General features: G+C 69.5%; 14 protein-coding genes. 5 read left to right on the top strand and 9 right to left on the bottom strand.

All coding sequences use genetic code 11. From position 1 onward, the window contains the following. Nucleotides 1–16 precede the first annotated feature (16 nt). The 7 genes from BUR28_RS04560 to cydD form a co-directional block, all read right to left on the bottom strand. A complete protein-coding gene (locus BUR28_RS04560) occupies nucleotides 17–376 on the bottom strand; it encodes a DUF5368 domain-containing protein (protein WP_074219052.1) in 360 nt (119 codons plus the stop codon). A 12-nt stretch (nucleotides 377–388) separates the two neighbouring features. Next, nucleotides 389–1711 (bottom strand): NAD(P)/FAD-dependent oxidoreductase, encoded by a 1323-nt coding sequence (locus tag BUR28_RS04555; RefSeq protein ID WP_074219051.1) that lies wholly within the window; start codon nucleotides 1709–1711, stop codon nucleotides 389–391. Nucleotides 1712–1883: 172 nt separating this feature from the next. Then, on the bottom strand, nucleotides 1884–2006 hold the full coding sequence (gene cydX, locus BUR28_RS04550; RefSeq protein ID WP_074219050.1) for a cytochrome bd-I oxidase subunit CydX: 123 nt from the start codon (nucleotides 2004–2006) through the stop codon (nucleotides 1884–1886). A 16-nt stretch (nucleotides 2007–2022) separates the two neighbouring features. Next, nucleotides 2023–3174 (bottom strand): cytochrome d ubiquinol oxidase subunit II, encoded by a 1152-nt coding sequence (cydB, locus tag BUR28_RS04545; RefSeq protein WP_074219049.1) that lies wholly within the window; start codon nucleotides 3172–3174, stop codon nucleotides 2023–2025. A 5-nt stretch (nucleotides 3175–3179) separates the two neighbouring features. Further along, nucleotides 3180–4781 carry a cytochrome ubiquinol oxidase subunit I gene (locus tag BUR28_RS04540; RefSeq protein ID WP_074219048.1) on the bottom strand — a complete coding sequence of 534 codons (1602 nt, stop codon included), beginning with the start codon at nucleotides 4779–4781 and terminating at the stop codon, nucleotides 3180–3182. Nucleotides 4782–4944: 163 nt separating this feature from the next. Then, the gene (locus BUR28_RS04535; protein ID WP_074219047.1) at nucleotides 4945–6600 is read right to left on the bottom strand and encodes an amino acid ABC transporter ATP-binding/permease protein; all 1656 of its coding nucleotides are present in this window, start codon (nucleotides 6598–6600) and stop codon (nucleotides 4945–4947) included. Next, on the bottom strand, nucleotides 6597–8300 hold the full coding sequence (cydD, locus tag BUR28_RS04530) for a thiol reductant ABC exporter subunit CydD (RefSeq protein WP_254813684.1): 1704 nt from the start codon (nucleotides 8298–8300) through the stop codon (nucleotides 6597–6599). The genes BUR28_RS04535 and cydD overlap by 4 nt, the downstream gene beginning before the upstream one ends. Nucleotides 8301–8442: 142 nt before the next feature. On the opposite strand from cydD, the gene BUR28_RS04525 reads away from it, so the two are divergent. From BUR28_RS04525 to BUR28_RS04510, 4 genes are all read left to right on the top strand, one after another. Beyond that, a complete protein-coding gene (locus tag BUR28_RS04525) occupies nucleotides 8443–8886 on the top strand; it encodes an RrF2 family transcriptional regulator (protein ID WP_074219045.1) in 444 nt (147 codons plus the stop codon). Between the two features lie 129 nt (nucleotides 8887–9015). Beyond that, nucleotides 9016–10215: a glycerate kinase type-2 family protein gene (locus tag BUR28_RS04520; RefSeq protein ID WP_254813790.1), complete on the top strand. Its 1200-nt coding sequence runs from the start codon at nucleotides 9016–9018 to the stop codon at nucleotides 10213–10215. 127 nt (nucleotides 10216–10342) lie between these two features. Next, complete coding sequence (locus tag BUR28_RS04515; RefSeq protein WP_074221511.1) at nucleotides 10343–12088, top strand: sugar phosphorylase; 1746 nt, start codon at nucleotides 10343–10345, stop codon at nucleotides 12086–12088. Nucleotides 12089–12421: 333 nt separating this feature from the next. Further along, on the top strand, nucleotides 12422–12862 hold the full coding sequence (locus BUR28_RS04510; RefSeq protein ID WP_083626441.1) for a host attachment protein: 441 nt from the start codon (nucleotides 12422–12424) through the stop codon (nucleotides 12860–12862). Between the two features lie 49 nt (nucleotides 12863–12911). Here BUR28_RS04510 and BUR28_RS04505 read toward each other — a convergent pair whose 3' ends face one another. Continuing rightward, the gene (locus tag BUR28_RS04505; protein ID WP_074219042.1) at nucleotides 12912–13685 is read right to left on the bottom strand and encodes a Crp/Fnr family transcriptional regulator; all 774 of its coding nucleotides are present in this window, start codon (nucleotides 13683–13685) and stop codon (nucleotides 12912–12914) included. A gap of 163 nt (nucleotides 13686–13848) precedes the next feature. Here BUR28_RS04505 and BUR28_RS04500 point away from each other — a divergent pair, with 163 nt between their 5' ends. After that, nucleotides 13849–14601, top strand: a complete 753-nt coding sequence (locus tag BUR28_RS04500) for a Crp/Fnr family transcriptional regulator (protein WP_083626439.1) — start codon at nucleotides 13849–13851, stop codon at nucleotides 14599–14601. A 22-nt stretch (nucleotides 14602–14623) separates the two neighbouring features. Here BUR28_RS04500 and BUR28_RS04495 read toward each other — a convergent pair whose 3' ends face one another. Beyond that, nucleotides 14624–14965: a DUF427 domain-containing protein gene (locus BUR28_RS04495; RefSeq protein WP_074219041.1), complete on the bottom strand. Its 342-nt coding sequence runs from the start codon at nucleotides 14963–14965 to the stop codon at nucleotides 14624–14626. Nucleotides 14966–15052 lie beyond the last annotated feature (87 nt).

Raw genomic sequence — 15052 nt, 5'->3', positions numbered from 1 at the left:
GGCCGAGACTCCTTGGTCAATATCCGTCATCCTCGGGCTGCCGGGTGAACGCCTGCACCACATAGGCCAGGAAGATCAGCCCGCCGGCCCCCGCGACCCCGGTGAACAGCAGCACGATGACGTCGATTGGCCCGCCGATATCGGAGAAGCCCGAATTGGTCATGTACTGCACGAACAGGATCGCGGCGATTGCCCCGATCGGCGCCGACAGTTCGGCCCGGGCCAGATAGCGGCCCTCGACGCTGCGGTCGCGAATCAGAACAAAGATGAATGCCAGAGTAATGATTAAGGCGACGACCACCATGGTCCAGAACAGCGCAGCGCCGAACATTTCCTGGAACACGGCGATCATGGTTTCGAGGGTGAGTTCCTGCATGGGTCCGTCTCCTTACGCCTTGCCGCGCAGCATCGCGTTGTAGGTGGCCTTCAGCGCCACCTCCTTCATCAGCCACGAGATCCACAGCTCTTCGAGCGGCGCGATCACGCCCGGGAAGGAGGGGGTGAGGTTGTTGCGGTAGTCGAACTCGACCAGCATCGCCCGGCCCACCCGGGTGATCATCGGGCAGGAGGTATAGCCGTTATAGGCCGCCGGACTCAGCTTGCCCGCGATGTCGGCCACAAGGTGATCCTCGGCCACCGGCACCTGCCACTTGACCGAGGCCGCCGTCTTGCCCTTTGGCACGCCCGCGATGTCGCCCACGGCGAAGACGTTGGGATAGCGCGCGTGGCGCAGGGTTTCCTTGTCGACCTCGGCCCAGCCCTGCCGGCCCGCCCAGGGGCCCGTCTGCCAGGGCAGGGGAGAGTTGCGCACCACGTCGGGGGCGACCATCGGCGGGATCACGTTGGTGAAGTCGTAATCGGTTTCCACGTCGCCCTCGGGCGTGGCGAAGGTCAGGATCTTCTTGCCCGGATCGATGGCCTTCAGGACGTGGTCGTATTGCGTCTTCACGCCCCGGTCGTCGAACAGCATCCGCACCTTCTCGTTCACGATGGGCACCGAGAAGAGGCTGCCGGAATGGGCGTGGTAGTGGATTTCCACCCGGCCCCGGCTGCCCTTGCGGCGCGCGTAGTCGTCGGTGAGGAAGGTGTATTTCAGCGGGGCGCCCGCGCATTTCATTTCCGTGGCGGGGCGGAAGAAGACGGCCTTGCCGCCCTCGTCGGTGAACCGGTCCATCGCGCCCCAGGTCGCCGCGGCCTGTTCGGGGCCGGCATAGACCGCGCCGATACCGTTGGTGCCGACAAGCCCCATCTCGAAGCCCTCGACCGCGTCCCAGTCGAGCTTCAGCCCGCTGGCCAGGATCAGGAAGTCGTAGGAGACGGTCTTGCCGCCCTCGGTGACCACCGTGTTGGCCTCGGGGTCGATCTCGGCCGCGCCCTCGGCGATCCAGTCGACGCCGCGGGGCAGCCATTCCTGCGTGCTCGACACCGAGTAGGTCGCCGGTTTCAGCCCCGCCGCGATCAGGGTGAAGCCGGGCTGGTAGAGGTGCCGCTTGCGCCCGTCGATCAGGGTGATCTGCGCGCCGTCCAGCCGCTCGACCAGCCGGTTCGCCATCGCGGTGCCTGCCGCGCCCGCGCCCAGGATCACGATCTTGGCCTTGGTGGCGATCTTCTCGGCCCGGGCCGGCGCCACGGCCCCGCCCAGCGCCAGCCCGCCGGCCGCCATGCCGAGGAACGCCCGCCGCGACGGCGTGAATCGATCGAGGTCCGTCATGCGTCTTGCCCTCCCTCCTATACATTCAATTATGCGCATGTGTATGCGTCTGCATACGCCGAATCCTTGACCTATGTCAAAAACTCATGTTTCGGCGCGACGCTTTGTCCGCTTGGCGTCGCGAAACGGCCCGCGCCGGGGCGCGGGCCGCAGGGGGCGGGCAGGGGGCGCCTCAGCGGGCGTCCTCGCCCGTCTCTTCCATCAGCGCGTCCTCGTGAAGTTCCAGCCAGATCGCGTTCACCACCGCGAGGAGCGCGGCGAGGGGAAGGCCCAGCATCCAGGCAAAATACCACATCGTTCAGGCTCCTTTCTCAGTAGACCGAGTCGCTGTTGTCGCGCACGTCGTCGGCGGTGACCTTGCCCCACAGCACCTTGTAGACCCAGGCGGTGTAGAGAAGGATGATCGGCATGAAGATCACCGCCGAGACCAGCATCACGAACAGCGTCAGGTGCGAGGACGAGCTGTCCCACACCGTCAGCGACGAGGTCGGGTCGACGGTCGAGGGCAGGATGAACGGGAACATCGTCAGCCCCACGGTCGCGATGATCCCGGTGATCGACAGTTTCGAGGCGAGCATCGTCCAGCCCTCCCGGCCGAACTTGAACCCCGCGAAGGCCAGCGCCGCCCCGGCAAAGCCCATGATCGGCGCGATCACGATCCACGGCCGCTCGTCATAGGCCGACAGCCAGCTTCCGCCCCTCATCACCTCGCTCATCAGCGGGTTCGACGGGCCGTCCGTCACCACCTGGTCGAGGAAGCGGTAGCCGTCGATCCCGACCGCCAGCCAGAACCCCGCCAGCGCGAAGGTGACGATGGTGGCCACGGCGGCATAGCCGCCGAAGATGCGGGCGCGGTGGGCGACGATGCCTTCGGTCTTGAACACCAGCCAGGCCGCGCCGTGCATCACCAGCATCGACAGGGACGCCAGCCCCGCGAGCAGCGCGAAGGGGTTGAGCAGGCCGAAGAACGTGCCCTCGTAGCGCGGCATCAGGTCCTCGGTCAGGTAGAACGGCACGCCCAGCAGCACGTTGCCGACCGCCACGCCGAACACCAGCGCGGGCACGAAGCCGCCCACGAACAGCCCCCAGTCCCAGACGCTGCGCCAGGTCTCGGACTCGCGCTTGGAGCGGTACTTGAACCCCACGGGCCGCAGGATCAGCGCCGCGAGGATCAGGAACATCGCAAGGTAGAAGCCCGAGAAGCTGACCGCGTAAAGCGGCGGCCAGGCGGCGAAGATCGCACCGCCGCCCAGGATGAACCACACCTGGTTCCCTTCCCACACGGGGCCGACCGTGTTGAGCGCCACCCGCCGCTCGATATCGGTGCGGGCCACGAAGGGCAGCAGCGCGCCCACGCCCAGGTCGAACCCGTCGGTCAGCGCGAACCCGATCAGCAGCACCCCCAGGAGGAGCCACCAGATCACCCGCAGCACTTCGAAATCCATGAATTCGTGAAGGATCATCGGTTTCACTCCGCCGGTTGTTGCGTGGTCCCGCGCCCGGACAGGCGGTCATTGTGCCGCTTGGTCCAGGCGTCGGTCTCGGGCACGTCCATGTACGGGCCCTTGCGGATGTATTTGATCATCAGCCCCATCTCGACGATGAACAGGATCGAGTAGAAGGTGACGAAGCCCGCCAGCGTGAAGGCCACCTGGCCCACGCTCAGGTGGCTCACCGACAGCGCGGTGGGCAACACCCCGTCCACGGTCCAGGGCTGGCGGCCGTACTCGGCCACGAACCAGCCCGCCTCGGCCGCGATCCAGGGCGCCGGGATCGCGAAGACCGCGGCCCAGAGCGACCAGCGCGGGAAGGTCATCCGGTAGAAATTCGCGCGGATGAAGAAGAACAGCATCACCGCGATGAAGGCGAAGCCCAGCGCCACCATGACGCGGAACGCCCAGAACAGCGGGAAGACCCCGGGAATGGTGTCTTCGGCGGCCATGGCGATCTGGTCGTCGGTCGCCTGCCGCGGGTCCTCGACATAGCGCTTGAGCAGCAGCGCATAGCCCAGATCGTCGCCATGGGCCTCGAACCGGGCGATCGTCTCGGGCGTGGCGTCGTCGCGCGCGGCGCGGATCTCCAGAAGCGCGTCATAGGCAAGCAGCCCGTTGCGGATGCGGTCCTCGGCCTCGGCCACCAGGTCGTTGATGCCGGGCATTTCCTCGGTCAGCGACCGCGTGCCGAGAAGCCCCATCACCACCGGGATCTGGACCGCGTATTTCGTCTCGCGCGCCTCCTGGTCGGGCACGCCGATCAGCTTGAAGGGCGCCGGGGCCTCGTAGGTGTCCCACATCCCCTCGACCGCGGCGAGTTTCATCTTCTGCGAATGCGTGGCCGAATAGCCCGACTCGTCGCCCAGCACCACGACCGACAGCGCCGAGGCGAGGCCGAAGCTCGCGGCCACCGCGATCGAGCGCCGCGCCAGCGCTTCGTGCCGGCCCTTCAGCAGGTACCAGGCCGACACGCCGAGCACGAAGACCGAGGCGGTGACATAGCCCGCCGACACGGTGTGCACGAACTTGGCTTGCGCCACGTGGTTGAACATGACGTCGAAGAAGGACGTCATCTCCATGCGCATGGTCATCGGGTTGAACTCGGCGCCGACGGGGTTCTGCATCCAGCCGTTGGCGATCAGGATCCACAGCGCCGAGAAATTCGACCCGATCGCCACCAGCCAGGTGACGACGCAGTGGGTGACCTTCGACAGCTTGTCCCAGCCAAAGAACATCAGCCCCACGAAGGTCGCCTCGAGGAAGAAGGCCATCAGCCCCTCGATGGCCAGCGGCGCGCCGAAGATGTCGCCCACGTAATGGCTGTAATAGCTCCAGTTCATGCCGAACTGGAATTCCATGGTGATGCCGGTCGCGACGCCGAGGACGAAGTTGATCCCGAACAGCGTGGCCCAGAACTTGGTCATCTGCCGCCACACCGGGCGGTTGGTCATCACGTAGACCGTCTCCATGATCGCCACGATGACCGACAGGCCAAGCGTGAGCGGCACGAAGAGAAAGTGAAACATGGCTGTCATGGCGAACTGGAGCCGGGACAGCTCGACGATGTCGAGTTCCATTGGCGGGCCTCCTTGTGGCCGTTATCCCTCATCCGAATATGCCCCACCGGGCGCCGCTCGCCCAAGGCTAAGTTGCGCAGGAGATTCATATTAGATTTGTTCTAGGTATACGCTCGTGTGCCGACTTTGACCTGGATCAAAAACGCATGTCGCGGATGCATCTTCAGGTCATGCGAATCAGCCGGTCCGCCCAGTCGCGTTCCGCCTTGCGGTGCGAGGCGGTCAGGATCGTCGCCTCGGGCAGTACCGCGCGGATGCCCGCCAGAACCCGCAGCGCGGTCGGCCGGTCCAGCCCCTCGGTGGGTTCGTCGAGCAGCAGCAGGCGGGGCCGGCGCAACAGCGCGCGGGCCAGCGCCAGGCGCCGCTGCTCGCCGCCCGACAGCCCCGCACCATTCTCCGACAAGGGCGCGTGCAGCCCGCCGCGCCCGGCCACCGTCTGCGACAGCGCCACCGCCTCCAGCACCGACAGCGCGCGGTCCTCGGTCAGGTCGGGGTCCGCCAGCGCCAGCATGTCGTAGAAGCTGTGGCCCAGCAGCATGCTGCGCTGGGGCAGGTAGGTCATCTCCGCCCGCAACTGGCGTTCGGGCAGCGCGTCGAGCGGCCGGCCGGCCAGCGCGATGCGCCCCGCATCCGGGGCCACCAGCCCGGCGGCCAGCGCCAGGACCGTGCTCTTGCCGCTGCCCGAGGCCCCGGTCAGCGCGGCCGATTCCCCCGGCGCGAGCGTCAGCGCGAACGCCTCCACCACCGGCCGCTCGGCGCCCGGGTGGCGGTAGGTCAGGCCCGCCATCTCCAGCGCCGGGGTGTCCGCGCGCGGGGCGGGGCCCGCGGCTCGGGCCGGTTGCGGGCCGGTCTCCGGCAACAGCCGCCGCACGCGGCGCGCGGCGTCCAGCATCCGGCCCAGATCGGCCAGCCCCCGGCGCAGCGGCTGCACCGTTTCGGCAAGGGCGAGCGCGGCGAAGAAGCCCAGCGCCGCCTGCGCCGGCGAGATCGTCCCGCGCTCCGCCAGCGTGCCGCCCAGCCACAGCGCGGTGCCCGCCGACAGCGTCGTGGTGATCGTCAGCAGAACGCCCGCGCGCCGCTCCAGCCGGTCCACCGCGTCCAGGTTCTCGCGCAGCCGCGACTCGGCGGTGGCCACCGCCTCGGCCTGGTCGGGCAGGCGGCCATAGACCACCAGGTCGTCGCGCGCGCGCAGCATGTCGATCAGCCGGATGCGGAACGCCTGCAGCGCCTTTTCCGCCCGGCGCGAGGGCGCGAGCGCATGCCGCCCGGTCCAGGCCAGCACCAGCCCGGTGCCAAGCGTGAAGCTCGCCACGATCCAGGCCGCCAGCACCAGGTCGGTCACCCACCACAGGATGAGGAACGCGCCCAGGTAAAGCGTGCCGGCCGCCACCGCGGGGATGAACAGCCGCAGCGCGATCCCGTCCAGCGCATCGACATCGGCCACCAGCCGGTTCATCGTCTCCGCCCCCCGCAGCCGCGACAGCCGCTGGAACGGCAGGCCGAGCACGCCGCGCAACAGGCCCACGCGGATATCGGTCAGGCTTTTCAGGGTCGCGTCATGGGTCAGCAGCCGCTCGCCATAGCGCGCTGCCGTCCGGCCGAGCGCCAGGAACCGCACCGCCGCCGACGGCTGGAAGACGTTGAACGCGATGCCGAGCCCGGCCAGACCCGCCGCCCCGGCGGCCGTGATGAACCAGCCCGACAGGCCCAGCAGCGCCACGCCCATCGCCACCACCAGTACCGCCAGCACCGTGCCCCGGATCAGGGCGGCGCGCTGGGCGCGCCAGATCAGGCGCATGATATGCAGGATATGGCTCATGCCGCCGCCTCGGCCCGCATCGCGACCTGGCGGTCCATCCGCGCGGCCAGCACCGGGTCATGGGTCGCCACGATCAGCGCCGAGCCGCTGGCCACCAGCCCGAGCAGGCCCTCGGTCACCAGCCCCGCGGTTTCCTCGTCGAGATCGGCGGTCGGTTCGTCGGCCAGCAGCAGGTCGGGATGGGCACGGGCGGCGCGGGCCACGATCAGCCGCCGCGCCTCGCCGCCCGACACGCCCATGCCGAACTCGCCAAGCTGCGTGTTCAGCCCGCGCGGCAGCGTCTCCACAACCCGGTCCGCCGCGGCAAGCTCCAGCGCCCTATCCAGCGGTAGCGATCGCTCCGGGCGCACCGCCAGCGTCAGGTTCCGGCGCAGGCTGCCCGAGACGAAGCGCGGCTGCTGCGGCAACCAGCCCAGCCGCGCGCGCCAGGCATCGGCGTTCTCGGGGCCCAGCACCACGTCGCCCAGCCGGATCTCGCCCTCGGTCGGCACCGCCATCCCGGCGATGAGCTTGAGCAGGGAGGACTTGCCGATCCCGCTGGGGCCGGTGATCGCCAGGGTCTCGCCGGGGGCGAGGTCGAAATCGGGAAACCGGATCAGCCGTCCGCCGGGGGGGCGGTAGGCCAGCCCGCGGACGCTCAGCGTGTCCTCGGTATCGATCGGCCGCGCCGCCGCCCCGGTGCCGAGGAACGCGGTCTCGCCGCGCGACTCCAGCTCGTCCAGCTCGCGCGCCACGGCGCTGGCATCGGCCTTGTCGTGCCAGGCCGAGGCGAGATCGCGGAGCGGCTGGAAATAGTCCGGCGCGAGCAGCAGCAGGAACACCCCCTCGGCCACCGTCAGCGGCGTCGCCCAGGCGCCGAAGCCGATTTCCCCCAGCAGCGAGAAGCCGACGAAGACCGCCACCATCGCCACCCCGAGCGCGGCGAACAGCTCCAGCACGGTGGAGGACAGGAACGCGACGCGCAACACCTCCATGGTGCGGTGGCGCAGCCGGTCGGCCGCGTCGCGGAACCCCGCCACCGTGCCCTCCGTCGCGTCCAGCAGCCGGATGTCGACCAGCGCGGTCAGCCGGTCCAGCAGCAGAACGTTCATGTTCGACAGTTCTTCCATCTGCCGCTCGCTCGCCTTCTTGGCGGCGATGCCGACCAGCGCCATGAAGACCGGGATCAGCGGCCCCGCGACCAGCAGGATCAGGCCCACCGCCCAGGAGAACCAGAACGTCACCGCCAGGATCACCAGCGGCACCACATAGGCGCGGCGCCGCGCGATGGCATAGCGCGTCAGGAAGGGCGTCATCGCCGCCATCTTCTCGGCGGCCAGCGTGGCGGTGCGGGCGGCGGGGGGGCGCGCCGGGTCGTCGGTGGCGCGGCGCGATTCGCGGGTGACGAGTTTCGCGCGTTCCAGCGCCAGCACCGTGTCGGCCGCCTGGAACGCCATCGCGCCCGCCCGCGTGTCGAGCGCCGCGCGCAGGAAGCCGACGAGGATGAACACCAGCGCATAGATCGCGACGGTGCCGCCGACCCGCTCTGGCGCCAGCATGTGCCCGATCGCCAGCGCCACGGCCCAGGCCTGCACCAGCCACAGAAGCGACGCCCCCGTTGCCAGCATCCCGGCGCGTTCCAGCCGCCGCATCACCGGGGCCGTCATTCGGGCCAGCCGCCGGCTCGCGGGATCGTCCTGCTGCGCGCGTTTCCGCCTCAAACCTTGCCCCGTTCAGCCTTTTCGAAGTCCCCCGGACGCGGCTCGCACGGGGGCTTGCCTGATCTTTATCAGTCTATATGCTCGGGAGAACCCGTATGTGAGATAAATCATTATCCGCGACGGTTGGCAAAGGGAACCGCCGATGAGGCTGACGACCCGCACCAACATCGCCATGCGCGCGCTGATGTATTGCGCCGTCAACGGACAGCGCACCGTGCGCAAGTCCGACATCGCGACGGCATGCAACACCTCGGAAAACCACATGGCGCAGGTCATCAACACGCTGGCCCATCACGGCTTCGTGCAGACCACGCGCGGCCGCAACGGCGGGCTCACGCTGAACCGCCCGCCCGAGGAGATCACCGTGGGCCAGGTGTTCCGCGTGCTGGAGTCGGGGGTGCCCTTCGCCGAATGCTTCGACCCCGAGACGAACACCTGCCCGATCTCCTGCTGCTGCCGGCTGCAGGGCACCCTGCTGCGGGCGATCGACGCCTTCTACAAGACGCTCGACGGCGTGACGCTTGCCGAACTCGTGGTCGGCAATCGCGATCTCGAAAAGGCGCTGCTCCTGGTCGAGCCGAGCTAGGCAGCGCGCCTCCGGCCCGCTAGAACCGGGAAAACCCCGGAGCCCGCCCCCGTGACCGAGCCCACCCTCGACCGTCCCGCCGCGTTCCTGCGCGACCTCTTCGCCGCCGCCGTCGCCGCCGCCGACCCGATGCGCGCGGTGCCCGCGGCGCTGCCGCCGAAACCCGCGGGCCGCGTGCTGGTGATCGGCGCGGGCAAGGCGTCCGCGCGGATGGCCGAGGCGGTCGAATCCGTCTGGGGGCCGTGCGAGGGGCTGGTCATCACCCGCTACGGCTATGCCCGCCCCACGCAAGGCATCGAGATCGTCGAGGCCGCCCACCCGGTGCCGGATGCGGCGGGCGTCGCCGCGACCGACCGGATGCTGGCGCTGCTCGACGGGCTGGCGGAGGGGGATTTCGTGCTGGCGCTGATCTCGGGCGGCGGCTCGGCGCTGCTGATCCGGCCCGCCGGCGCGATCACGCTGGCCGAAAAGCAGAAGGTGAACGCCGACCTGCTGGCCTCGGGCGCGCCGATCGGCCAGATGAACCGCCTGCGCAAGCATCTCAGCCGGGTGAAGGGCGGCCAGCTCGCCGCCGCGGCCTATCCCGCGCCGATGCTGGCGCTGATGATCTCCGACGTGCCGGGCGACGACCCCGCCGCCATCGCCTCTGGCCCCACGGTCGGCGACGACAGCACCCCGGCCGACGCCCGCGCGATCCTCGCCCGCTGGAAGATCGACCCGCCCGCCGCGGTGGCCGAGGGTCTGGCGGGCGAGACCGGCGTGCTGCGGCCCGACGATCCCCGCCTCGCGCGCGTCGAAAACCGGGTGATCGCTGCGCCCGCACAATCGCTGGAGGCCGCCGCCGGGATCGCCCGCGCGGCCGGCTGCCGGGTGGAACTCCTGGGCGATGCGCTGGAGGGCGAGGCGCGCGACCTGGCCGCCGACCATGCCAGGCTTGCGCTGGAAAGGCAGGCGGACATGGCGCCGGGCGACGCGCCGCTCGTGCTGCTCTCGGGCGGGGAATGCACGGTCACGCGCCGGGGCGACGGCACCGGCGGGCCGAACGCCGAATACGCGCTGGCGCTGGCCTGCGCGCTGAAGGGGGCGCCCGGCATCCACGCCATCGCCTGCGACACCGACGGGGTGGACGGCGCGGCCGAGGTGGCCGGTGCCGTGATCGGCCCCGACACGCCCGCCCGCGCCGCGGCCGCGGCGCGCGACCCCGGAGCGGCGTTGGCGATCAACGACGCGCACGGCTTCTTCGCGGCGCTGGGCGACCAGGTGGTGCCGGGCCCGACGCTGACCAACGTCAACGATTTCCGCGCGATCCTTGTCTTTCCGCGGGTTTGACCCGCGTTCGTCAACGAACCGCCCAAATCCTGGGCAAAGCTGACCGGCCATGGGCATTCTGCATCGCGGCCGCTTGCACCGCCTTCTCGCCCGCGCGAGTTTCACCGCAAAGGCGAAACCGAATCCCATGTCCGAAGCGTCGCAGAACCTGCGCATGAAACTGGCCGATCTCGTCGGCCGCATCTATCCCGAGCACGACCGCGACTATCTCGTCGGCCGGATCATCGAGGCGTTCTGGCCCGAGACCACGCACCCGCGCCGCCGCGCCCGCACGCCCTCGAACCGGCTGTGGTCGCCGCATGACGCGATGGTCATCACCTATGGCAACAGCCTCATCGACGGGCAGCACAAGCCGCTGGACCTGCTCAACGACTTCCTGCACCGCTGCCTCAAGGGCACGCTCAGCTCGGTCCACATCCTGCCGTTCTTTCCGTTCACCTCCGATGACGGCTTCGCGGTGACCGACTACCGCTCGGTCAACTCGAATCTCGGCGACTGGACCGATATCCGCCGCATCGCCGCCGATTTCACGGTGATGTCGGATCTGGTGCTGAACCACGTCTCCAGCCAGTCGCCCTGGTTCAACGCCTACCTTCAGGGCCACGAACCCTACGACCGGTTCTTCTTCGAGGCGTCGCCCGACGACGACCTTTCAACCGTGGTCCGCCCGCGCACCAACCCGCTCCTGCGGGAGGTCGAGACCGCGCACGGCACGCGCCATGTCTGGTGCACCTTCAGCCACGACCAGGTCGATCTGGATTTCCGCAATCCCGAGGTGCTGCTGGAATTCCTGCGCATCATGCGGCTGCACATCCAGAACGGCATCCGCATCATCCGCCTCGACGCGGTCGCCTTCATCTGGAAGGAGCCGGGCACGCCCTCGATCCACATGCCGCAGACTCATGCCATCGTGCAGCTGATGCGCGTGCTGTGCGATTTCGCGGTCGAGCCGGTGATCCTGCTGACCGAAACCAACGTGCCGAATGTCGAGAACCTCAGCTATTTCGGCAACCGCAACGAGGCGCACGCGGTCTACAACTTCTCGCTGCCGCCGTTGATCCTGCACGCGCTGATGTCGGGCACGGCGCGGCACCTGCACCGCTGGCAGGCCACGATGCCGCCCGCGCAACTGGGCTGCGCCTATCTCAACTTCACCGCGTCGCATGACGGGATCGGAATGCGCCCGGTCGAGGGGCTGTTGCCCGACGGCGAGATCGGCGAGATCATCGCCACCGTGCGCGCCTTCGGCGGCGAGGTCTCGATGCGCACCCTCAACGGCGGTGGCGAGGCCGCCTACGAGCTCAACATCACCTGGTTCGACGCGATGAAGGGCACGTTCGAGGGCCAGGACGACCACCAGGTCGAACGGTTCCTGTGCTCGCAGACCATCGTCATGGCGCTGGAAGGCGTGCCGGCCTTCTACATCCATTCGCTGCTGGCCACGCCGAACGACTGCGAAGGCGTCGAGAAGACCGGCATCAAGCGCGCGATCAACCGCCACCGCTGGGATTACCCGCGGCTTCTGGCGCTGCTCGACGACCCCTCGAGCACCCAGTCCCAGGTGCTGCGCCAGATGAAGCGGCGGATCGGGATCCGCTGCGCCCAGCCCGCCTTCCACCCCAACGCCACGCAGTTCACCCTGCATCTCGACGACCGGCTGTTCGGGCTCTGGCGGCAAAGCCTCGACCGCGACCAGTCGATCTTCGCGCTGCACAATGTCAGCGGCGAAGAGGTCGCGGTGCCGCCGCTCTCGATCAACCTGATCGGCGGCGAGGACTGGGTGGACCTGTTGTCGGGCGAAAGCATCTCGCCCACCGGCACCGAGATTCCCTTCGCGCCATACCAGTGCCGCTGGATCACCAACCGCACCTGAGATCCGCGCCGCGCGCGCGCCCGTCCGCATATCGACCCATGCGGCAAAGCGGAGAGCCGCCGCCGCCGACCCCCTCCCCCCGGGGTCCTGCCGAGGTCTCAAAATCCGTTCGGCGGACGGCGGCTCTCCCTCGAGGGCTTCCCGGCCTTCCCGGCGCGGGGCGTCCCGCGGGTGCGAAATGGCACCCCGCCGAACGCTGCCCCGGGTCGGCTCCACCCTTCGAGTAGACCAAGGTTAACCGCCCCCGAAGAGATTCGAATTGACGAGCGTCAACGGAGGCGGCCGCGGCCCGGTTGACGGCGGTCAATTACACCGGGTCCGTCTCGGGCAACCATGGCGGATGGTATTCCGCTGGGGGCGACGGGCATGGAACCGGGGCGGCTCTGGGCATTGGCGATGAACACGACACGGGCGCGCATCCTGCGGGACGTGGCCGCGCCGGGGCCGCCCGAACTGGTGATGCGGGCCGAGCACCGCCGGTTGCAGGGCCTCGTGGGGGCCGCGGCGCAGCCGCCGGCGATCGCCGAGGCGGACCCGCTGGCGGCCGACCGCCGCGATTTCGTGGTCCAGGTGATCCAGCTTCTCGAAACCCATCGGCTCGCCAGCGATTTCGACCGGCTCGCGCTGTTCGCGGCGCCGGCGCTCCTGGGGGAGTTGCGGGCGGGGATGCCGGCGCGGCTCGACGCGACGGTCGTCGCCCGCGTGCCGCGCACCCTCGTCGAGATGCCCGGCGACGCACTGCTCGACGCGATGCGGTCGGAACTGGACGTCTAGGGCAAGGGGCGGGAACGGCCGTCCCCGCCGCGGCCCGGCCGCGCCCCCTTCAGTTCGGCAGGCCGGGCAGGGTCGGGGTGTTGACCAGCGTCATCGCCGCCCCCGGTGCGGTCTGCCCGGCGCGCAGCGCAAGCGCGGTCTCGTCGCGCAGGTGCAGGTGGTTGGAGTCGATCAGGCGGATCAGGCCGTCCCGCTCCAGCCCCTTCAGCACCCGGCAGATCGTCTCGACCGAGGTGGCCAGCAGGTCGGCCATGTCGCGCCGGCCGATCGCGAGCGTCAGAAGCGCGGTGCCATCGGGCAGGCGCTGCACCGGCATGAACGCCGTCGCGTTCAGCAAGAAGCCCGCGATGCGTTCCTCCGGGCGCAGGGCGGCGATCGTCCAGGTCAGCCAGCGCAGCCGGTCCAGGTTGCGGCTGTTGTGACGGTAAAGCGCGCGGCGCAGCGAATGGTCCTCGCGCGCCAGGCGCTCGAAGGTGCGGCGGTCGAACCGGCACAGGGTCGCGTCGGTGGCCGCCTCCAGCGTGTACTCCGCGCGCCGCTCGGCCTCGTGGCCGAACAGGTCGCCGGGCACCGACAGGTTCAGGATCTGGCGTCGGCCCTCGCGGCTGAAGCGTTGCAGCCGCAAATACCCCGACACGAGGAGGCCCACCATCCCCGGCGGTCCGTCGTCGCGCCACAGAACCCGCCCGGCCGAGACCCGTTCCAGCCGCGCGCTCGCGGCCAGCGCATCGACGGCCTGTGCGCTCAACTCGGCGCAAACGCCGCCGCCAAGCCCGCAGGGCAGGGCGGTGTCCTTCGGTGCAATCTCCTGAACATGCGTCATCCGGCACCCCCTCCCTGCGCCTTCGCGCTGCGAATCGTCGCAGATTGTGGCCGCGCGGGCATTGACCGTGGTCAAGGTCCGCGACGCCGGGTGACATAATCTGGGCGGCGATGCGGCTCGCCAGCGCCATTCCGAAGACGGGTGCGGCGGGAGAGGGAGTGATATGGCGACACCCGATCTTCAGCGCCTGCTGTCAGGCCCGCGATCCGACCTCGGCAGCCCGCTGGCCGAGCTTCTCGATCACTTGCCGGCGCCCTACGCCGAGGCGCTGGCCGATATCGCCCGGCTGGCCGAGTTGGAGTGCGGCGCCAAGCTCGTCGAGGCGGGCTCGCGCCCCGAGGCGCTGGGCTACCTGCTGGACGGCGCCCTGGGCATGCAGCGCGCGCTGCCCGACGGGCGCATCCACATCATCGGGCTCCTGGTGCCGCACGACATGTACGGGCGGCTGTTCGACGGCCCGTCCGCCTTCGACATCGTGGCGCTGACAGACGCGCGGGTGCTGACCTTCCGTCGCGACGCCTTCGAGGACATCCTGCGCGCCGCGCCCGAAGTCGAGCGGTTGTTCCTCGTCAGCGTGCTGGACGAACTCGACTCGGCGCGCGAATGGGTGCTGCTGATGGGCGGGCACAAGATCGTCGAGCGGGTGGCCTCGTTCCTGTTGATCCTGCTGCGGCGCACGCTGCGCAGCCGGCAGGGACGCGCGCCCGGGGCGCTGCTCAGCGTGCGCATCCCGATCCGGCGCAGCGACCTGGCGCGCTATCTCGGCACAACGCCGGAAACCCTCAGCCGCTCGCTGCACGAGCTCGAACATGACGGGGCGATCCGGCTGCGCGACGCCTACGATGTCGAACTGATCGACCTGCCGGCGCTGGTGCGGATTTCCGGCGCCGATCACCTCTGCGGCGACGGGGCCTGAGCCGGCCGGGGCGGGCGGCGCCCTAAAGCTGCTCGACGGTCACCCGGTCGGCGTAGAAGGCGAGGTGCCCGGCGATCTTCTCCATCCCCGCCACCGGATCTTCGTAGGACCAGGCCGCGTCGGGAATGTCGTAGCTTTTCGCATGCAGCGTGTAATAGCTGGCCTCGCCCTTGTGCGGGCAGGTCGTGCCGCTGTCAGAGCGTTCGAGGAACGCCATCCCCACGTCTTCGCGCGGGAAATAGATGACCGGGGCCAGATCGCCCTCGACCAGTTCCAGCGCGTTGCGGCTCTCGGCGATCACCGCGCCGCCCGCGCGGACCACCCAGGCCCCCTCGGCCTTGTGAATCGTGATGCGGTCGGACATGGCACCTCTCCCCTCGACTGAACCCCTGGCGACGATTGCGCCGCCGATGACAGACATCATCCCGGCCCGAATGTCCAGACGGCGGCC

This window comes from Rhodovulum sp. ES.010 (genome assembly GCF_900142935.1).
Taxonomy (GTDB): Bacteria; Pseudomonadota; Alphaproteobacteria; order Rhodobacterales; family Rhodobacteraceae; genus Rhodovulum.
Note: the sequence above shows the minus strand (reverse complement) of the source record. Positions and strands in the feature narration are given on the sequence as shown.